Origin of the sequence: Ralstonia edaphi (assembly GCF_958350185.1) — a bacterium.
In the GTDB taxonomy this organism is placed as follows: domain Bacteria; phylum Pseudomonadota; class Gammaproteobacteria; order Burkholderiales; family Burkholderiaceae; genus Ralstonia; species Ralstonia edaphi.
This window is the reverse complement of record NZ_CATWHI010000005.1, coordinates 175,512-194,266: the sequence shown is the minus strand read 5'-3', so window position 1 is coordinate 194,266 and position 18,755 is coordinate 175,512. Positions and strand designations below refer to the sequence as shown.

At 64.9% G+C, this 18,755-nt stretch carries 17 protein-coding genes; 11 read left to right on the top strand and 6 right to left on the bottom strand.

The genetic code is table 11. The features are described from left to right. The first annotated feature begins 126 nt into the window (after window positions 1-126). The 4 genes from R2669_RS18450 to R2669_RS18435 are packed head-to-tail and all read left to right on the top strand — an operon-like array spanning window position 127 to window position 2,761. On the top strand, window positions 127-777 hold the full coding sequence (locus R2669_RS18450; protein WP_316875854.1) for a tetratricopeptide repeat protein: 651 nt from the start codon (window positions 127-129) through the stop codon (window positions 775-777). A gap of 51 nt (window positions 778-828) precedes the next feature. Next, a complete protein-coding gene (locus tag R2669_RS18445) occupies window positions 829-1,410 on the top strand; it encodes a peptidylprolyl isomerase (protein WP_102066974.1) in 582 nt (193 codons plus the stop codon). A gap of 29 nt (window positions 1,411-1,439) precedes the next feature. After that, window positions 1,440-1,946: a peptidylprolyl isomerase gene (locus tag R2669_RS18440; RefSeq protein ID WP_027677677.1), complete on the top strand. Its 507-nt coding sequence runs from the start codon at window positions 1,440-1,442 to the stop codon at window positions 1,944-1,946. Then, window positions 1,943-2,761, top strand: a complete 819-nt coding sequence (locus R2669_RS18435; protein WP_316887988.1) for a UDP-2,3-diacylglucosamine diphosphatase — start codon at window positions 1,943-1,945, stop codon at window positions 2,759-2,761. The genes R2669_RS18440 and R2669_RS18435 overlap by 4 nt, the downstream gene beginning before the upstream one ends. A gap of 21 nt (window positions 2,762-2,782) precedes the next feature. Here R2669_RS18435 and cysE read toward each other — a convergent pair whose 3' ends face one another. Both cysE and R2669_RS18425 read right to left on the bottom strand, forming a co-directional pair. Beyond that, a complete protein-coding gene (cysE, locus tag R2669_RS18430) occupies window positions 2,783-3,529 on the bottom strand; it encodes a serine O-acetyltransferase (RefSeq protein WP_012435287.1) in 747 nt (248 codons plus the stop codon). Between the two features lie 147 nt (window positions 3,530-3,676). Beyond that, the gene (locus R2669_RS18425; RefSeq protein WP_430708817.1) at window positions 3,677-4,561 is read right to left on the bottom strand and encodes an RNA methyltransferase; all 885 of its coding nucleotides are present in this window, start codon (window positions 4,559-4,561) and stop codon (window positions 3,677-3,679) included. 134 nt (window positions 4,562-4,695) lie between these two features. Here R2669_RS18425 and R2669_RS18420 point away from each other — a divergent pair, with 134 nt between their 5' ends. Further along, the gene (locus R2669_RS18420) at window positions 4,696-5,508 is read left to right on the top strand and encodes an inositol monophosphatase family protein (RefSeq protein WP_012435285.1); all 813 of its coding nucleotides are present in this window, start codon (window positions 4,696-4,698) and stop codon (window positions 5,506-5,508) included. Between the two features lie 73 nt (window positions 5,509-5,581). Here the strand turns inward: R2669_RS18420 and R2669_RS18415 are convergent, their stop codons facing one another. Further along, entirely contained in the window at window positions 5,582-6,304 is a 723-nt protein-coding gene (locus R2669_RS18415) for a hypothetical protein (RefSeq protein ID WP_316901647.1), read from the bottom strand. Window positions 6,305-6,637: 333 nt separating this feature from the next. On the opposite strand from R2669_RS18415, the gene R2669_RS18410 reads away from it, so the two are divergent. Together R2669_RS18410 and R2669_RS18405 are read left to right on the top strand one after the other, a co-directional pair. Next, on the top strand, window positions 6,638-7,342 hold the full coding sequence (locus R2669_RS18410; protein WP_316901645.1) for a glutamine amidotransferase: 705 nt from the start codon (window positions 6,638-6,640) through the stop codon (window positions 7,340-7,342). Further along, on the top strand, window positions 7,339-8,043 hold the full coding sequence (locus tag R2669_RS18405) for an MOSC domain-containing protein (RefSeq protein WP_316887994.1): 705 nt from the start codon (window positions 7,339-7,341) through the stop codon (window positions 8,041-8,043). Before R2669_RS18410 ends, R2669_RS18405 begins: the two co-directional genes overlap by 4 nt. A gap of 12 nt (window positions 8,044-8,055) precedes the next feature. On the opposite strand, the gene R2669_RS18400 is transcribed toward R2669_RS18405, so the two are convergent. Both R2669_RS18400 and R2669_RS18395 read right to left on the bottom strand, forming a co-directional pair. Further along, complete coding sequence (locus R2669_RS18400) at window positions 8,056-9,873, bottom strand: methyl-accepting chemotaxis protein (RefSeq protein ID WP_316901643.1); 1,818 nt, start codon at window positions 9,871-9,873, stop codon at window positions 8,056-8,058. A 69-nt stretch (window positions 9,874-9,942) separates the two neighbouring features. Further along, window positions 9,943-11,826, bottom strand: a complete 1,884-nt coding sequence (locus R2669_RS18395) for a methyl-accepting chemotaxis protein (protein WP_147213677.1) — start codon at window positions 11,824-11,826, stop codon at window positions 9,943-9,945. A gap of 238 nt (window positions 11,827-12,064) precedes the next feature. Here R2669_RS18395 and R2669_RS18390 point away from each other — a divergent pair, with 238 nt between their 5' ends. From R2669_RS18390 to R2669_RS18380, 3 genes are all read left to right on the top strand, one after another. Beyond that, entirely contained in the window at window positions 12,065-12,961 is an 897-nt protein-coding gene (locus R2669_RS18390) for a LysR substrate-binding domain-containing protein (protein WP_316901641.1), read from the top strand. A gap of 96 nt (window positions 12,962-13,057) precedes the next feature. Continuing rightward, window positions 13,058-15,706 carry a DNA mismatch repair protein MutS gene (gene mutS / locus R2669_RS18385; protein WP_316901639.1) on the top strand — a complete coding sequence of 883 codons (2,649 nt, stop codon included), beginning with the start codon at window positions 13,058-13,060 and terminating at the stop codon, window positions 15,704-15,706. A 4-nt stretch (window positions 15,707-15,710) separates the two neighbouring features. After that, window positions 15,711-16,775, top strand: coding sequence for a hypothetical protein (locus R2669_RS18380; protein ID WP_316888003.1), 1,065 nt, complete (start codon window positions 15,711-15,713; stop codon window positions 16,773-16,775). Window positions 16,776-16,823: 48 nt separating this feature from the next. Here the strand turns inward: R2669_RS18380 and R2669_RS18375 are convergent, their stop codons facing one another. Beyond that, entirely contained in the window at window positions 16,824-17,351 is a 528-nt protein-coding gene (locus tag R2669_RS18375) for an FKBP-type peptidyl-prolyl cis-trans isomerase (RefSeq protein WP_147213627.1), read from the bottom strand. Window positions 17,352-17,362: 11 nt separating this feature from the next. Between R2669_RS18375 and R2669_RS18370 the strand changes: the two genes are divergently transcribed. Continuing rightward, the gene (locus R2669_RS18370; RefSeq protein ID WP_316875836.1) at window positions 17,363-18,592 is read left to right on the top strand and encodes a ribosomal protein uL16 3-hydroxylase; all 1,230 of its coding nucleotides are present in this window, start codon (window positions 17,363-17,365) and stop codon (window positions 18,590-18,592) included. Window positions 18,593-18,755: the final 163 nt, after the last annotated feature.

The following is an 18,755-nucleotide window of genomic DNA, read 5'->3' as shown; positions in this document are numbered from 1 at the left end:
TGACGGGGCGGCCTGCCGGTGCGCCTGGCATGCTCCCCGTCAAGAACCTTTCCCGGTGCGCACGGCCGCTGCTGCGCACAAAGACGGTTTGTTAGAATGCGCCGGAGTATAACGGAACCGATTCTCATGAACAGACCGCTGCGTCAGACCGCTGCAACCCTGGCTTGCCTGCTCGCCATGTCGGCAGCACCGGCCTTCGCCCAGACCGCCGGCTTTGCCTTGCCGGCCGATTTGATGCCCAGCACGCAGCAAGCGCCGCAGGTCGCGCGCCAGAAGCGCATCGACGACGCGTTGGCCAAGAAGCAATACGCCGAGGCACTGGCCGAGTTGGACAAGGACGTCGCCTCCCAGCCGCGCAACGCGCAGGCACGCTTCCAGCGCGGCGTGGCGCTTGCCGGCCTGGGCCGCGCCGACGACGCGATCGTGGCCTTCAGCCAGATGACGCAGGACTTCCCGGAGCTGCCCGAGCCGTACATCAACCTGGCCGCGCTGTATGCCGAGCGCGGCGAACTCCTCCGTGCCCGCGACAGCCTGATCATGGCGAACCGCGTAGCGCCGGAAAATGCGCTGGCGCAATCCAATCTGGGCGATGTCTACGTCCGCCTGGCCGCGCAGTCGTACCAAAGCGCCATCAAGCTGAACCCGAAGAACGCCACCGCGCGTGCACGCCTGGATGCCCTGCCCGATCTGCCGGGTGTACGCCCTGCGTCGAAACCCGCGACGACCACGCTGCCCGCAGCCAGCGGCGTGAGCGCCAAGCCGGCCAAGCGTCAATAAAAAGACGCAGCCGATCCTGCTTTTCCCACCCCAAGTTCTCTCTCGCTGACCATGCTCCGTATTCGCTCTCTCTTTGCCGGACTCGTGTGTGCACTCGCCGTAACGGCCACCGCCGCCACGGCAGCCACCGCGTCTGCGCCGCGCGTGCAGTTCAAGACGTCGATGGGCAATTTCACCGTTGAGGTGTATCCGGACAAGGCGCCCAAGACGGTCGCCAATTTCCTGCAGTATGTGAAGGACGGTTTCTACAAGGGCACGATCTTTCACCGCGTGATGGACGGCTTCATGATCCAAGGCGGCGGCTTCACGCCCGACATGAAGCAGAAGGACACGCGCCCGCCGGTCGAAATCGAATCGAAGAACGGCCTGAAGAACGACAAGTACACGATCGCCATGGCGCGCACCATGGACCCGAACTCCGCCACCGCGCAGTTCTACGTGAACGTGGTCGACAACAACATGCTGAACTACCCTGGTCAGGACGGTTACGGCTATACCGTCTTCGGCAAGGTCGTCGAGGGCACCGACACCATCGACAAGATCAAGGCGGTGGAAACCACCACCAAGTTCCCGCACCAGAATGTGCCCGTGAAGCCGATCTTGATTGAATCGGCCACCGTCGTCTCCAAGTAACGCTTTTTGCCCCACCCAAGGAATTCACCATGACCCAAGTCAAGCTGCACACCAACCACGGCGACATCACCCTGGCCCTGGACGCTGAGAAGGCACCGAAGTCGGTTGCGAACTTCGTCTCCTATGTGAAGGATGGCCACTACAACGGCACGGTGTTCCACCGCGTCATCAAGGGCTTCATGATCCAGGGCGGCGGCTTCGAGCCGGGCGAGAAGATGAACCAGAAGCCCACGAAGGCTCCGATCGACAACGAAGCCAATAACGGCCTGAAGAACGAACGCGGCGCCATTGCCATGGCACGCACCAACGATCCGCACTCGGCCACGGCCCAGTTCTTCATCAACACGGTCGACAACGACTTCCTGAACCACACGTCGCCGACGCCGCAAGGCTGGGGCTACGCCGTGTTCGGCAAGGTGACCGAAGGCATGGACGTGGTCGACAAGATCCGTTCGGTGCGCACGGGCAACCGCGGCTTCCACCAAGACGTGCCGATGGAAGACGTGATCATCGAAAGCGCTGAAGTGATCGAATGATCGACGCAGCGCACGCCGCACAGGCCTCCGCGCTGAAGACACCGGTCCGGGTTTCCGGGCCGGTGTTTTTTATTTCGGATCTGCACCTGACGGCCAGCATGCCGGCCACCGCCGCCGCGTTCGAGCGCTTCCTGCGCACGCGCGCCCGCGAGGCAAGCACGCTCGTCATCCTGGGTGACTTCTTCGAATACTGGGTCGGCGATGAAGAACTGGGCGATCCGTTCCACCAGCACATCGCCAACCTGCTCGCCGAGCTTTCAGCGGCTGGCACACGTGTGTTGTTCATGCACGGCAATCGCGACTTCCTGCTCGGCAAGCATTTTCTGATGGCTGCGCAGGCGACGCTGCTACCCGACCCCACCGTGCTGGAAGCGGATGACGGCCAGCGAATCGTGCTTGCCCACGGCGACGCCCTCTGCACGCGCGACACCGCCTACATGCGCTTTCGCCACTGGACGCGCAAGCGCTGGGTGCAGCGGATATTCCTCGCGATGCCGCTGCGCTGGCGCTTGAAGGTCGCGCAGAAGATGCGCGCGGAAAGCGAAGCCGGCCGCGCCGTGTCCGCCAATGTCGCCGGCGAGCCCCGCGCCGCAGCGATGATGGGCGACGTCGCCCCCGAAGCGGTGGACGCGCTGCTCAAGGCATCGAATTCCAGCACGCTGATCCACGGCCACACGCACCGCCCGCAACTGCATCACGAGCCGAGCGGTGACCGCTGGGTTCTTTCCGACTGGGATTTCGATCAGGCACAGCCGCGCGGCAGCTTCCTCAAGCTGCAGGACGGCGCGCTGACGGTCGAGCAAGTGGCGGCATGATCTGCCGCCACCTGCCCTTGCTTACTTGAGCATCCGCTTCAGCTCGCTCGCATCGAACGGATCGTTCGGCGAGTTTTCCAGGTGCGCGCCCAGGCGATCCAGCGCGGAAAGAATCGACTCGATGCGCTCCTGCTGAAGCTCGCTGTGGTCGATCAACCGCTTGAGCGCCAGCGATACCGGGTCGTCCGCATCCGGCGTAATGCCATACGCGGAAAACTCCTGCTTGAGCGCAGACTGGGCCTCGGTCGCCACATCGCGTTCGATGATGCGCGCCGGAATGCCAACCGCCGTGGCTCCCGGTGGCACCGGCTTGAGCACGACCGCATTGGAGCCGACGCGCGCCCCGTCCCCGATGACAAAGCCGCCCAGCACCTTGGCGCCTGCACTGACCACCACGCCCTTGCCGAGCGTGGGGTGCCGCTTGGCGCCCTTGTAGAGCGACGTGCCGCCCAGCGTGACGCCCTGGTAGATCGTGCAGTCGTCACCGATCTCAGCGGTCTCGCCAATCACGACGCCCATGCCGTGGTCGATGAACACGCGCCGGCCGACCGTCGCGCCGGGGTGGATCTCGATGCCGGTAAGGAAACGCCCGAGGTGCGAGAACCACCGCCCCAGCCACCGGAAACCGCCGTGCCAACACGCATGCGCGACCCGATGGACGATGATGGCGTGCAGGCCCGGGTAGCAGGTCAGCACTTCCCAGCGGCTGCGCGCGGCCGGGTCTCGCTCCATGATGGCGCCGATATCTTCGCGAATGCGTGTGAACATCTTGAGGTGTGTGGATCGTTATATCTATATGCGCGATGCGCTGAGGGCAGTGTAAGGCATTGCCTTACCGCGCTGCGGCAAGGGTTTTAACCAGACATGCGGGGGATGCCGCCCGGTTTGATCAACAACGGGCGGCGTTCAGGGCGGTCAGCGACAGTCGTCGGCAGCGCCGGTGGGTGGCGTGGTGGCTGTGGCGCGGCGGCCCAGCATGCGCTTGGCGATCCCGCGCAGGATGTTGACCTCTTCGGTCTCCAGCTGCGTGCGGGCGAACAGACGCCGCAGGCGCGGCATCAGCTTTTTCGGCTGGGCCGGGTCAAGAAAACCGATCTCGACCAAGCCCTGCTCCAGATGTTCGAACATCCCGTCGATCTGCTCGGCGGTGGCCGGCTCGCCGACAAAGCCGACGCCGTCCATGCGGGTGTCGCCCGTGCCGGTGCCGGCCAGCAGCGCCATGCGGACCTCGTACGCAATCAACTGCACCGCCTGCGACAAGTTCAGCGAGGCATACGCCGGGTTGGCCGGAATGTGTGTAACGACGTGGCAGCGCTCCACCACCTCGTTGGGCAAGCCGAATCGCTCGTTGCCGAAGACGAAGGCGACGGTGGCGTCCGGCGCGGCCAGCAATGCAGCCACCTCTTCTGCCGCAGCGCGCGGGCCGATTCGGCGGGGCCCGAATTCGCGCGGGCGGGCAGTCAATGCAATGGTCAGCGAGGCACCGGCCAGCGCTTCCCCAATGTCGTCGACCACCCGGGCGGCGGCCAGCACGTCGTCGGCGCCGCTTGCCATGGCAACGGCATCGGCGTGGCGTTGAGCGTCGGCCTCGCGTGGGCGGACGAGCACGAAGCTGCCGGGCTCGCCAAATCCCATCGTCTTGAGCGCACGTGCCGTGGAGCCGACATTGCCGGGGTGACTGGTCTCGACCAGCACGAAACGGCACCGCGCGGCGCGCTGGCGCAGCGTTTCCGGGTCGGCAGGGTTGGTGTTTGGAGCGCTCATTGGCGCAATTCGCGGGGCGCCGGAGGCGGGGTTCATATACAATACGGCCACTCTTTTGACGGCGGGCAGGATCGCGAGATTGGCCCGCCGCTCGTTCTTCTACAATTCGTTGTGTTGTTTCGCCTGCGGCCGCTTCCGAAAAATCGGCGCGCCAGGCGCGGAGATCCCACATGCATCCGATGCTCAATATCGCCGTCCGGGCAGCTCGCAAGGCCGGCACCGTCATCAACCGCGCGTCCTTCGACGTCGATAGCCTGCGCACCGAGCGCAAACAACACAACGATTTCGTCACCGAAGTCGACCGCGCAGCTGAAGCGGCGATCATCGAAGTCATCAAGACTGCCTACCCCGATCACGCGATTCTAGCGGAAGAGTCCGGCCAATCCTGGGCCGACGGCGAAACCGCCAGCGAAAACGTCTGGGTGATCGACCCGCTCGACGGCACGACCAACTTCATCCACGGCTTCCCGCAATATGGCGTATCGATCGCGCTGATGCAGCGTGGCGTCGTCACGCAGGCCGTGGTGTACGATCCGACGCGCGACGAGCTCTTCACCGCTTCCAAGGGCGCCGGCGCGTTCCTGAACAACCGCCGCATCCGCGTCACGCGCCGCGACAAGCTGGCCGACTGCCTGATCGGCACCGGCTTCCCCTACCGCGATCTGGAAGGCCTGTACGACTACACCCGCCTGTTTGCGACCATGACGGAAAACTGCGCCGGCCTGCGTCGCCCCGGCGCCGCCGCGCTTGACCTCGCCTACGTCGCCTGCGGCCGCCTCGACGGCTTCTTCGAGCAAGGCCTGAGCAAGTGGGACATGGCCGCCGGCTCGCTGCTGGTGACGGAATCGGGCGGTCTGGTGGGCAACTACACCGGCGAATCGGGCTATCTCGACCAAGGTGAAATCCTGGCCGGCAACCCGAAGGCTTTCGTGCAGATGATCAAGATCACCTCGCCGTTTTCGCGGTCGAAGGCTGAGGCTTGATTACGGCGCTACTTGCCAGTAGCCACCAATAAAAAAAGCCCGCTTTATGCGGGCTTTTTTGTTCACCACAGCATTACTGCTGCGCAGCTGCGGTTGTTGTTGTCGCTGCTGCAGCCGATGCCACGGTCGGCGTCGTACCTTCCATGAACAGCGAGGCACGCAGCCGGTTCGCCGCATCGTCGGTGCTGCTGCTGACTGCCTTCATCAGGTTCGAATATTCCGGCGCCTCATCCCAATCGCCCGCGGCGAACTGGCTGGATTCGATCGACTGATACCAGAGCAGCTTGTTCGTCTTCAAATCGACAAGCTGGCCAACGATCGCAACATATCCGCTCGGTGCGCCCAGGGGGAGAAAGCCATGGTAAGCCCGCGTGGTGCCGAGCCACATCGGCGAGAGCACCAGCAAGCGTTGCGCATCGTACTTCTTCGCCAGCGGACGATAGTCGAGGCGAGCGATCCCCTCCCCCGAGCCTTCGGTGAACTGGCTCATCGTGGCCACATCGAGCGGCTCCTGAATCAGCACCGTTTTCATCTGCCGCGATTCCAATCCCTCGGCCATCTTCTTGGGCAGCGCTGCCACCGTAGAGAAATCCTGCTTTTGCAGGCGCTCGACGATCGGCTTGGCCAGGCCGCGATTGATGGCGATATCAAGAATGCCTTGCGCGCCGGTCATCCGCGCGGCGGGCTCCGGCATTTTTGTCATGACCACGGCGACAGTCGACTCGCGATCCGTGAATAGCGCCGGCGAAGCCGGAATCGGTTTTTGAATGACGGCACAACCCGACAGCGCGACCATGCCGATCAGCGCCAGTTTCGATAGTGAACGCATTACTCCCTTACCCCTTTTCTCATCGAATTTGTGTTTTGACTACATCGGCTCTGCGCTTCCCGCATGTATGCCGAGCGGCGATCTTAATGAACTGCTAAGGAAGGAGCATCCCCCCGCTCGGCCTTTTTCGAGGGGGTACCGATGCACGTTGTTAAGAGCAGATGTAAGCAACGCTTAGTCGGCAACTTCCGCCGCCGCACTGCGCCGGAGACGGCAAAGCAAACCCTCGTCAGCTGCACGGCTTTTTCCAGCTGCGCTCCTCATTCACAATGAGCTCCCCCCTCAACGCCACCGCCTGCCATGAAAACCGCTCTCGCCCTGCGCCACGTTCCATTCGAGCACCTCGGCCTTCTCCAGCCGGTCCTCAAGGCGCGCGGCTACACGGTGCGCACCGTTGACGTAGGCGTCCAGCCGGTGCCGACGGACGACATGGTGAATGCCGATCTGCTGATCGTGCTGGGCGGGCCGATCGGTGCGTACGACGATGCAACGTATCCGTTCGTACGCGATGAAGCAGCCGCCATTACGCAACGGCTGGCGGCCCGCAAGCCGCTGCTGGGCATCTGCCTGGGTGCGCAGCTGATGGCGCGGGCGCTGGGCGCGGCGGTCAAGCCGATGGGCGTGAAGGAGATCGGCTTTGCCCCCATCACGCTCACGGCTGCAGGCACAGACTCACCGCTCGCGCCGCTGGCCGACGGCACGCCGGTGCTGCATTGGCATGGCGATCGATACGACTTGCCGCCTGGCGCGCAACGGCTGGCGTTCACGGCAGTCTGTTCAGAACAGGCCTTCGCCATCGGCAACCACGCACTCGCGCTGCAATTCCATCTGGAGGCAAATCTGGAGGAGCTGGAAGCGTGGCTGATCGGGCATGCGGCGGAACTCGGCGCGGCGGGCATCGACCCACGTGCGTTGCGGGCGCAGGTACCGGCCGTCGCGGAACGCCTGTCGCAACGCGCGCGCGAGGTCTTTACCGCTTGGCTGGATCGCGCGGAGGCCGCATGACGCTGCCCGGCCCCATCCGCATCGACACCGTCCTCACCGGACGCGCGGTCGACTACACGCGCCCGGGCTCCCGCAGCGCCATCGACAAGCGCGCCGTGCGCGACGCGGTGGAAGTCGGCATCAACGGCATCGTGGGCGATGAGCAAGGCGATCTGCATGTGCACGGCGGCCCTGACAAGGCGATTCACCACTACCCGTTCGACCACTACGCGGCTTGGCAAGCGGATATCGGCGCACAGCCGGTGCTGGCCCAGCCCGGCGCGTTCGGCGAGAACTTGAGCACGACGGGCATCAGCGAAGCGGACATCTGTGTGGGCGACCGCCTGCGCGCGGGGAGCGTGGTGCTGGAAGTGTCGCAACTGCGCCAGCCGTGCTGGAAGCTCAACGACCGCTTCAACACGCGCGACATGGCGCGCCGCGTGCAACACACGGGCCGCACGGGCTGGTATTACCGGGTACTGGAAGGCGGCACGCTCCGCGCGGGCGATACGCTCGAATGGCTCGAGCGCCCATGGCCGCAATGGCCACTGTCGCGTGTGCTGGACGTGCTTTACCGCAACATGCTCGACCGTGCAGCACTGGCCGACATGCTGACGCTGCCGCTCACGCCGTCATGGCGCAAGCTGGTCGAGGGCCGCCTCGCGCGCGGCGAGGTGGAAAGCTGGGCCAAACGCATCGATGGCCCAGCGCTCGAAGCCTGAGTTCGCGACCGATCAGAAGGTTTCCCAATCGGCGTCGGAACCGCCGCCAGCCACAGCCAGCGGTTGCTTGCGAGCCGGGGCAGCGGCAGAAACGGCAGCGGCGGGTGCTGCCGGCACAGAAGCCGCCGGCGCAGTTGCCATCTTTGGCTCACGCTTGCGCAGCGCGGTTCGCGCGGGCTTGGCCGTGCTGGCCGGCTTTGCAGCGGCCTTGGCTTCAGGCTTTGCAACCTTCTGGGGTTTCGTCGCGGCCATGGCGGCGATCTCGGCCCCATCCAGCCGGAACTGCGACACGACCTGCGTGAGGTTCTGTGCCTGCTCTTCAAGCGACTGCGCGGCGGCAGCGGCCTGTTCGACCAGCGCTGCGTTCTGCTGCGTCACCTGCTCCATTTCTGTCACGGCCTGACCGATCTGCAGGATGCCTTGCGTCTGCTCGGCCGAGGCGGAAGCAATGTCCTCAACGATATTGGCGACGCGACGCACGGCCTCCACCGTCTCGTTGATGGTCTCGCCGGCCTGCGCGACCTGCGTGTGGCCCGCTTGCACGCGCGACACCGAATCGTCGATCAGCGTCTTGATTTCCTTGGCGGCGGCAGCACTGCGCTGCGCCAGCGCGCGCACTTCGCCAGCCACCACGGCAAAGCCGCGGCCCTGCTCACCGGCGCGGGCGGCTTCCACGGCAGCGTTGAGCGCCAGGATGTTGGTCTGGAAGGCAATGCCGTCAATCACGCCAATGATGTCGGCCATCTTGCGCGAGCCCGCGCTGATGTCGTCCATGGTGGCCACCACGCCGCGCACCACGTCGCCGCCGCGCGAAGCGAGGTCCGCCGCATTCGACGCCAGCGCGCTGGCCTGACGGGCATTCTCCGAATTGTTGGTCACGGTGGAGGTCATCTGCTCCATGCTCGCGGCGGTCTTTTCCAGCGAGGCAGACTGCTGCTCCGTACGCGTCGACAGATCGAGGTTGCCGCTGGCGATTTCGTGCGCGCCGGTGTTGACCGAATCGGAGCTGTGGCGTACCTGGCGCACGGTGTTCACCAGGCTTTCGCGCATGCGGGCCACGGCAGCCAGCAAGCGGCCGAGCTCATTGCGGCCGCCCGTTTTGACGTGCACCGCCAGATCGCCTTCAGCCACGCGGCTCAGCACGGTCACGGCTTCGTTGAGCGGCGTGATCACGAAGGCCTTGAGCCCGTAGAACACCGCCACGATCAACGCCAGCGCCATCGCAATACCAAGCGCCACGAACTTCAGAATCGTTTCATAGCGCGCGCGGCCGTTGTCGGCCTCGTCCTTGGCAAGCTTCTTCACGAGCTGCTGGAAATTCTCGATCTGCACCGACCACGCCGCACCGGTATCGGTCACATCTTTGTAATTGATCGGGGCATAGGCTGCGGCATCACCGGCGCGCAAAGCCGCCAGGGCGCGCTGCACGGCTTCGATGTGCGTCTGTGCGGCCTGGACGATCGCCTGGCGCAGCGACTCGTCTACACCTTCGATGGGTGGCGCATTCTTGAAGGCCTCCACCTGTTCGATTGCCTTCTTCAGGCCTTTGTCCGAGCTGGCGAGCGCCGCCGTCTTGGCAGCGTCATCCATGTTCTCCCGCAGGACACTGTACAGGCGCGACATGCCGGTGCGCGCCCGCTGCATGTCCTTGTACGCGTCGTTCAACAGCATGCTGCGGTCGGAAATCTCATGCACGCGCTCGGTAGCCGTGTTGGTGGTGCGAAGGGCCAGCACACCCACCACCGCCCCGACGACGATCATCGATGCAAAGGTGATCAGAATCGCAAGCAGGCCAGCGCGCACGCTGGTGTTCTTCAAAATGCGGTCCATCTTTTCTCCGGGATCCGGGCAGGCACGCGATTGCGTGCGCGAGGTCAACGAGGGAAGGTCAATTGCAGGTCAGAAGGTTTCCCAGTCACCGTCGTCTCCGGCGGCCACCAGGGGCTTCGCTTTGGCGAGGCTCGCAGGGATGGCAGCAGGTGCAGACGGGCTCTTCTCGACTTTTTCGATTCGGTCAGCCGGCGTTGCAGCAGCCTTGCGCAGTACAGGCGGCTTGCGCGACGTCAACCGGGGCTTGGTGGCCTCGGTGCTCGGCTTGGCGGCCGCGCGGCGCGGCGCTTCAACCTTGGCGGCTGCCGGGGCGGACGGAGCAGCCGGCGTTGCAACCGCGACAGGCTTGGCCGGCGCAACCACCGCTTCAACCTTGGCCACCATGGCGGGAGCACGCAGCGCATGCGCATCGAGGCGGAACTGCGCCACCACCTGCGTGAGACTCACCGCCTGCTCTTCGAGCGATTGCGCGGCCGCGGCGGCCTGCTCCACCAGCGCGGCGTTCTGCTGCGTAGCGTCGTCAAGCTGCGTGACGGCGTGGCTCACTTCTTCAATGCCCGAGCGCTGTTCCTGGCTCGCCGACGAAATCTCGCCGACGATGTCGGTCACGCGCTTCACGCTCGCGACGATTTCGCGCATCGTCGTGCCGGCCTCTTCCACCAGCGCGCTGCCCGCATCCACGTTGACGACGGAATCGTCAATAAGCGCCTTGATTTCCTTGGCGGCCGCGGCACTGCGCTGCGCGAGGCTGCGCACCTCACCGGCCACCACGGCAAAGCCGCGGCCCTGCTCACCGGCGCGGGCAGCTTCCACGGCGGCATTCAGCGCGAGGATGTTGGTCTGGAAGGCAATGCCGTCAATCACGCCGATGATGTCGACGATCTTGCGTGACGACGCGTTGATCGAGCCCATCGTCTCCACCACGCGCGTCACCACATCGCCGCCGCGTACGGCCACATCCGAGGCGGACGCCGCCAGTTGGTTGGCCTGCTGGGCGTTGTCGGCATTCTGCTGCACCGTCGACATCAGCTGCTCCATGGCCGAAGCCGTTTCCTCGAGCGAGCTGGCCTGCTGCTCGGTGCGCGACGACAGGTCGAGGTTGCCGCTGGCGATCTCGCGCGTGGCGGTGCCAATGGTTTCCGAAGCGCCCTTGATGCGGCCGATGGTCTGCACCAGCGCGCCGCGCATGCGGCTCATGGCGTAGAGCAGGCTATGGTTGTCATCGGCACGGGTGGCGATCTCGACCGTCAGGTCGCCGCCGGCGATGCGATTGGCCACATCGGCTGCGTAGGCAGGGTCCCCGCCGAGCGTGCGCTGCAGGCCGCGGTTCGCGATGCCGCCCAGCAACACAAGCAAACCGCCCACCAGCACCAGCAGGCCGCCCGTCTGGTACAGCGAAGTCATGAATGCGGCATTGATGTCGTCCATGTAGACGCCGGTCGAGAAGACCCAGTCCCACGGCTCATAGCGCATTGCAAAAGCCGTCTTGGGCACCGGTTCCGTGCCACCGACCTTCGGCCAAACGTAGCTGGTGAATCCGCCCTTGGGATCTTTGGCCGCGTTGGTCAGGCCCATGTAGACCGCATTGCCCTGCGCATCCTTGAAGCCGGATTGGTCCTTGCCGATGAACTCGGGCTTGATCGGGTGCATCACCACCACGTTGTTGGAGCTCGTGATGGTGAAGTAACCATCCTTGTCGTAGCGCAGCGCCTTGAAGCGGTCGAGCGCCTCCTTCTGCGCGGCGTCTTTGGTCAACGTACCGTTCTTGGTCAGGTCGTCGTACTGCTTGGCCAGGTTCATGGCCATGGTCGTCACGCTGACGAGGTTGTTCTTGCGCTCCTCCACGCGGATCTCGCGCGCCTGATACGCGTTGAATACCGAGATCAAGGTCAGCGCGACAAGGCTGATGACCAACGGCAGCCAAAGCTTTTGGCGAAAGCTGAGCTTGCTCATTCCAGAGTCTCCGGATGCGGAGCCGCGAGGCGCCGTTTGCGCAAACGCGGTTCCACTATGGTTTTAGGGGTCCGGATGGTCTATCGGCAGGCAGAGCGCCAACCTTGAGGGCGCCTACCCGCGCGGGGAGCGGCTGCGCGGCATTTCGACGCTCCCACGGCGACGCCCGCGCCCGCCGATCTTTGCAAATCGCGCCACATTGGGCAGAATTCTTTTGATCTTAAATTGATAATCAGCGATGAAAACCACGCTCGAAGAACTGCTCGCGTTCCGCACGGTGGTCGATACGGGCTCCGTCACGGCCGCTGCGGAGCAACTCGGCCAGACCGTGTCGGGTGTAAGCCGGGCGCTGCGCCGCCTGGAAGAGAAGCTGGACACCACCCTGCTCTCGCGCACCACGCGCCGCCTGTCGCTCACCGACGAGGGTGCCACGTTCCTGGCGCAAGCGCGCAGCATCCTCGCCGCCGTCGACGAGGCCGAGGAGCAGATGGCACTGCGCCGCCAGCAGCCTGCCGGCCGCCTGCGCATCAACGCCGCCATGCCGTTCATGCTGCACGTGGTGGCGCCGCTGGTGCCGGACTTCCGCGCACAGTATCCGCAGATCGAGCTGGAACTGAACACCAACGACCTGATCATCGACCTGCTGGAAGAAGACACCGACGTGGCGATCCGCATCGGCACGCTGCGCGACTCCACCCTGCGCGCGCGTCTGCTCGGCACGCGGCGACTACGGGTGCTGGCAAGCCCCGCCTATCTGAAAGCACACGGCCGGCCGCGTCATCTGGATGACCTGCAGAAGCACGCCCTGCTCGGCTTCGTGCAGCCGGAATCGCTGAATCTCTGGCCTCTGCGCGGCCCGCACGGCGACCGCCTGCGCATCGAGCCCACGCTCAAGGCATCAAGCGGTGAAACCCTGCGCCAACTCGCACTGCAAGGCGCGGGCATCGTCTGCCTGGCCGACTTCATGACCGCCGAAGACCGCCGCGCCGGCGATCTTGTGCAGGTGCTGCCGGATGCCACCGTCGAGGTACTGCAGTCAATTCACGCGGTGTACTACCGCAACACGCAGCTGGCGTCGCGGATTGCGTGCTTTCTCGACTTTCTGGAAGCCCGGCTCGCCGACGATAAGCAGTGAAGCAGCATCGCGGGTATGCAACAATTGCGCGATTCAACACCTTCCGCGCGCGGCCTGATCGCATGACATCGGACCGCGCGCTGCGCATTGGTACTCATGGCTGAACACTCCGCTCCGGTTCTGGAGATCGACCCGAAATACGGCCCCTTCGACAAGCACACTCCAATGATGCAACAGTACCTTCGCTTGAAGGCTGGGCATCCAAACACGCTTGTCTTCTATCGCATGGGCGACTTCTACGAGCTCTTCTTTGAAGACGCCGAAAAAGCCTCGCGCCTGCTCGACATCACGCTCACCGCACGCGGCAGTTCCAACGGACATCCGATCCGCATGGCGGGCATCCCGTTCCACGCTGCGGAGCAGTACCTCGCCAAGCTGGTCAAGCTGGGCGAATCCGTCGCCATCTGCGAGCAGATCGGAGACCCGGCGACGACCAAGGGACCGGTCGAGCGCAAGGTCGTGCGCGTCGTCACGCCGGGCACGTTGACGGACGCCGCGCTGCTCTCCGACAAGGTCAACAACCATCTGCTGGCCATCGCGCACCTGCCCGGCAAGCGCGGCACGGCGCCGCTGATGGGCCTGGCGTGGCTCAACCTCGTCGGCGGCGAATTGCGCGTGATGGAATGCAGCCCCGACCAGCTCGACCGCGAACTCGAACGCATCCGCCCCGCGGAAGTGCTGGCCGACGATGCGACGCTCAACACAATCCAGCTTGATGTCGCCCGCACGCGCCTGCCCGATTGGCATTTCGACGTGGAAGCCGGCACGCGCCGCCTGCGTGAACAACTCGGCGTAGCGAGCCTCGTCGCGTTTGGCGCCGAAACGTTGACGGCCGCACTGGCGGCCGCCGGCGCACTGTTGAACTACGCGGCAGCCACGCAAGGGCAATCGCTGCGTCACGTGATCGGCCTGACCGTCGAGCACGAAAGCGAATTCATCGGCCTGGACACCGCCACGCGCCGCAACCTGGAGCTGACCGAGACGCTGCGTGGGCAGGAATCGCCGACGCTGTTCTCGCTGCTCGACACCTGCGCGACCAGCATGGGCAGCCGCCTGCTGCGCCACTGGCTGCATCATCCGCTGCGGGATCGCGCCGTGCCTCAAGCGCGGCAGCAGGCGATTGAAGTGCTGCTAGGCAGCGATTGGCAAACGTTGCGTGCGACGCTGCGCACGCTGTCGGATGTGGAGCGCATTACCGGGCGGCTGGCGCTGCTGTCGGCGCGGCCGCGCGATCTGTCGTCGTTGCGTGACACGCTGGCGCGCCTGCCCGAGATTCGCGAAGGACTGCCGCAGAGTGACGCGGCTCCGCTGCTGACCGAGCTGTACGCCGCGCTCAGCTTGCCCGAAGACGCCCACGCCCTGCTGCAGCGCGCCGTAATGGCTGAGCCGGCGGCCATGGTGCGCGACGGCGGCGTCATCGCTCGCGGCTACGATGCCGACCTCGACGAGCTGCGCGACATCTCGGAAAACTGCGGCCAGTTCCTCGTCGATCTGGAAACCCGGGAGCGCGAGCGCACCGGTATCGCCAATCTGCGCGTCGAATACAACCGCGTGCACGGCTTCTACATTGAAGTCACCAACGGCCAGGCCGCCAAGGTGCCGGACGATTACCGGCGCCGCCAGACGCTGAAGAACGCCGAACGCTACATCACGCCCGAGCTGAAGGCGTTCGAAGACAAAGCGTTGTCCGCGCAGGACCGTGCCCTGTCGCGCGAGAAAGTCCTCTACGAAGAGTTGCTGCAGAAACTGCTGCCACATCTGGCCGAGTTCAAGCGCATCGCCGCCGCGCTGGCGCAGGCCGATGTGCTGGCAACGCTCGCCGAGCGCGCGCATGCGCTGTCGTGGTCGCGCCCCACGCTGACCGATGCCCCGGGCATTGAGCTGACGCGCGCACGCCATCCCGTGGTCGAACAGCAAGTCGAACAGTTCGTCGCCAACGACTGCATGCTGCAGGAAGCGCGCAAGCTGCTGCTGATCACCGGCCCGAACATGGGTGGTAAATCGACCTTCATGCGGCAAACCGCGCTGGTCGTGCTGCTCGCCTACGTAGGCGCATTTGTGCCGGCGGAAGCGGCCGTCATCGGCCCGATCGACCGCATCTTCACCCGTATCGGCGCCGCCGATGATCTGGCGGGCGGTCGTTCGACCTTCATGGTCGAAATGACGGAGGCCGCCGCCATCCTGCACCGCGCCACACCCAACAGCCTCGTGCTGATGGACGAGATCGGCCGCGGTACGAGCACGTTCGACGGCCTTGCGCTCGCCTGGGCGATCGCGCGTCACTTGTTGTCGCACAACCGCAGCCACACGCTGTTCGCCACGCACTATTTTGAGCTGACGCAACTGCCGCAGGAGTTTGCTCAGGCCGCCAACGTGCATCTCTCCGCCGTCGAACATGGTGACGGCATCGTTTTCCTGCATGCCGTGCAGGAGGGCCCGGCCAGCCAGAGTTACGGGCTGCAGGTCGCGCAGCTGGCGGGCGTGCCGCAGCCGGTCATTCGCGCCGCGCGCAAGCGGCTCGCGTGGCTGGAGCAGCATTCCGCCGACACCGGCGCCACGCCTCAGCTCGACCTGTTTGCTCTCGCCGCAGACACGCCCGCCGACGACGAAGACGATGCCGACGCCGAAGCACCCGACAGCGCGCTGACGGAAGCACTCGCCGGAATCGACCCCGACGACATGACGCCGCGTGAAGCGCTCGATGCGCTGTACCGGCTCAAGGCGCTGGCGAACCCGTCCGCGTGACTCCATGACTCGCGCCGGCACAGCTTCCCGCACGCTTCAATGCATCGCCATGACCTTGGCGATGCTGCTGCCGGCGGCATCCAAGGGCGCAAAGCCTGCAATTGACACGCCGGCTGCATTCACCTTCACCGTGATCGGCAACGTGCCCGAGCGCGCTGAAGACGTCGCCCCGGCGCGCGCACTGCTGGACGCCATCGACGCCGAACACCCGGCCTTCGTCGTTCATCTGGGTAACCTCAAGGGCCGCGATGAGTCGTGCTCCGACGCCCTGCTCGAAGCGCGCCACCATCTGCTCGACAGCCTGATCGCGCCCGTCATCTACATCCCGGGCGACCACGACTGGAGCGATTGCCAGCGCCCCGCGGCCGGCAGCTTCGACCCGGTGGAACGCCTCCTGCGCCTGCGAGAGCTGTTCTACCCCGACGACAACACCCTCGGCCAGCGGACCATGACGGTCATGCGCCAGTCCGATCAGGCCAAGTTCCGCAGCTACCGCGAGAACACGCGCTGGACGATGAACGACGTGCTGTTCGTCACGCTCAACGTGCCCGGCGACAACAACAACTACAAGACGGCGGGCGGGCGCAACGGCGAATACGAAGACCGTCTCGAAGCCAACCGCCAATGGCTCGCCCGCGCCTTTGCCGTCGCACGCCAGCGCAGGATGGCGGGCGTGGTCGTCATGATGCAGGCCGATCCGCTCTTTGAAGACGGGTGGGAACGGCGCCGCGCACCGACCCTGCTCGACGGTTTGTTGCGCCGCCGCTCGCATGACGGCTACCTGGCACTCAAGCGTCAGCTGCGAGCGCTCACGCGCGATTACGACGGTGCCGTTCTCCTCATCCACGGGGCCAGCCAGACCTTCATGCTGGATCGTCCGCTCAAGGACGAAGACGGCCGCCCGGATCCGCACGTCATGCGCGCGCGCACCTATGGGTCGCCGGTGCTCGATCGCTGGCTGGAGGTGTCTGTCACGCCGGGCCGCACGCCGCTCTTCCATATCCGTAGCCGCCGCCTCGACAACACGCCCGCCCCGGCGCCGGAGATCGTGCCAGCGTCGGCGCAATAAAAAACGGGAGCCGAAGCTCCCGTTTTCGTATCTCGATGGACGCGCCGATCAGTGCAGCGTGTGCGGCTTGTCGTCGTCTTCGTCCTCGTCCACCACTTCAAGGCCGTTCTCACCGTGCACGTGGCCGTGCTCGATTTCCTCCGCCGTGGCTTCACGCACTTCAGTGACCTTCAGTTCGAAGCGCAGCGCCATGCCGGCCAGCGGGTGGTTGCCGTCCAGCACCACCTTGTCTTCCGCCACGTCGGTGACCGTGTAGACAATGGCGTCTTCTTCGTCGCCATCTTCGGGCACGCCTTCGAACTGCATCCCAACTTCGAGCGGTTCCGGAAAGCGATCGCGCGGCTCGATCTTGATCAGCTCCTGATCGTAGTCACCGAACGCATCGTCCGGTTCGAGCTGCAGTTTGGTCTCGAAGCCTTGCTCCTGGCCGTCCAGCGCTTCCTCGATCTTGGGGAACGTGCCATCATAGCCGCCGTGCAAATACACCATCGGCTCATCGGATTCCTCGATGACGTTGCCCTGCGCGTCGGACAGTTTGTAAGCCACCGACACCACCGTATTCTTCGCGATTTTCAATTGCGCACTCCATGAACGAAGTCCCATTATACGCTGCCGATGGCGGCGTCCAACCCGCTCTTCCGGCGGAGCGTCCCGCGCAACTCCTCGGCGGGCTGTCACCGCGCGATTTCATGCGCACGCACTGGCAAAAAAAACCTTTGCTGATCCGGCAGGCGCTGTCGCCCGAAGAGATGCGCGCGCTGCACTTTCCGCTATCGCCGGAGCGGCTCCTTGCCCTGGCCGAGCGCGCCGATGTCGAGTCCCGCCTGATCGCGCAATCGCGCGGGCGCTGGTCGTTCAACCACGGCCCCTTCGACGAACGCCCGTTGCCCTCGCGCAAGACGCGCAACTGGTCGGTACTCGTTCAAGGCGTGAACCTCGTCGAGCCGGCGGTCGAGGCGCTCATGCAGCGCTTCCGGTTCATTCCGGACGCGCGGCTCGACGACGTGATGATCAGCTTCGCAACCGACGGCGGCGGCGTCGGCCCGCACTTCGATTCGTACGACGTGTTCCTGCTGCAGGCCCACGGCAAGCGCCGCTGGCGCATCTCCGCACAGGATGACCTCACGCTCATCCCCGATCTGCCCCTCAAAATCCTCGCCAATTTCCAGCCCGAAGAAGAATTTGTGCTCGAGCCTGGCGACATGCTGTATCTGCCGCCCCACTACGCGCACGACGGCGTGGCCGAAGGCGATTGCATGACGTACTCGATTGGTTTCCGCTCACCGTCGTACCGGGAACTGGCTGGTCACTTCCTGGGCTTCCTGTCCCAAACGCTGGAAGACGACCCGAACTTCGAGGGCCGTTACGCCGACCCCGAGCAAAAACCTACCGCCCGCCCCGCCGAGCTGCCGGCAGCCATGGTCAAGGCACTTGCCCAGAAGCTCAACGCGTTGCGCTGGACGCCCGAACTTGTTGGGGAGTTCCTCGGCGCGTACCTTTCCGAACCAAAGGATCACGTCGACTTTGTCACGCAACCCCGCCTGCCCCTTGCCCGTTTCACGGCTCGTGCGCGCAAGGAAGGCATCGTGCTAGACGCGCGCACGCAAGCGCTGTATGACGCGCAACGCTTCTGGATCAACGGCGATACGTTTGAACCTTCGGGAACGCTGCTTGCGTGGCTTTCCGCGTTGGCCGACGCGCGTTGTGCGACCGCAGCTTCCGTGGATGCCGCAGCCGGCTTGCCAGATCTGATGGATACGTTGCACGCCTGGTACGAAGAGGGCTGGCTAAGGCTCGCTGGTCCCGCGCGGCGATGATTCCGCATTGAAACAGATCGTTACAAAACGGTGTGAATCGCACGTGCGTCAGCCCCGACTCGGCTACACATGGTAGGTAAAGGTCGCTATAATCCGACGCTAGCTTGCAGGTCGAGCAGCCCTCGTGCGGCTTGGCTGCCAGCAGAGAAGAAGGTGTAGTACC

Bases quoted from the DNA above. Each gene is read 5' to 3' on its own strand.
- R2669_RS18400 (WP_316901643.1), bottom strand. From the start codon at position 9,873: ATGGACCGCATTTTGAAGAACACCAGCGTGCGCGCTGGCCTGCTTGCG.
- R2669_RS18415 (WP_316901647.1), bottom strand. From the start codon at position 6,304: ATGGTCGCGCTGTCGGGTTGTGCCGTCATTCAAAAACCGATTCCGGCT.
- R2669_RS18440 (WP_027677677.1), top strand. From the start codon at position 1,440: ATGACCCAAGTCAAGCTGCACACCAACCACGGCGACATCACCCTGGCC.
- R2669_RS18390 (WP_316901641.1), top strand. From the start codon at position 12,065: ATGAAAACCACGCTCGAAGAACTGCTCGCGTTCCGCACGGTGGTCGAT.
- R2669_RS18410 (WP_316901645.1), top strand. From the start codon at position 6,638: ATGAAAACCGCTCTCGCCCTGCGCCACGTTCCATTCGAGCACCTCGGC.
- R2669_RS18445 (WP_102066974.1), top strand. From the start codon at position 829: ATGCTCCGTATTCGCTCTCTCTTTGCCGGACTCGTGTGTGCACTCGCC.
- R2669_RS18435 (WP_316887988.1), top strand. From the start codon at position 1,943: ATGATCGACGCAGCGCACGCCGCACAGGCCTCCGCGCTGAAGACACCG.
- cysE (WP_012435287.1), bottom strand. From the start codon at position 3,529: ATGTTCACACGCATTCGCGAAGATATCGGCGCCATCATGGAGCGAGAC.
- R2669_RS18395 (WP_147213677.1), bottom strand. From the start codon at position 11,826: ATGAGCAAGCTCAGCTTTCGCCAAAAGCTTTGGCTGCCGTTGGTCATC.
- R2669_RS18405 (WP_316887994.1), top strand. From the start codon at position 7,339: ATGACGCTGCCCGGCCCCATCCGCATCGACACCGTCCTCACCGGACGC.
- R2669_RS18450 (WP_316875854.1), top strand. From the start codon at position 127: ATGAACAGACCGCTGCGTCAGACCGCTGCAACCCTGGCTTGCCTGCTC.
- R2669_RS18425 (WP_430708817.1), bottom strand. From the start codon at position 4,561: ATGAACCCCGCCTCCGGCGCCCCGCGAATTGCGCCAATGAGCGCTCCA.
- mutS (WP_316901639.1), top strand. From the start codon at position 13,058: ATGGCTGAACACTCCGCTCCGGTTCTGGAGATCGACCCGAAATACGGC.
- R2669_RS18380 (WP_316888003.1), top strand. From the start codon at position 15,711: ATGACTCGCGCCGGCACAGCTTCCCGCACGCTTCAATGCATCGCCATG.
- R2669_RS18370 (WP_316875836.1), top strand. From the start codon at position 17,363: ATGAACGAAGTCCCATTATACGCTGCCGATGGCGGCGTCCAACCCGCT.
- R2669_RS18420 (WP_012435285.1), top strand. From the start codon at position 4,696: ATGCATCCGATGCTCAATATCGCCGTCCGGGCAGCTCGCAAGGCCGGC.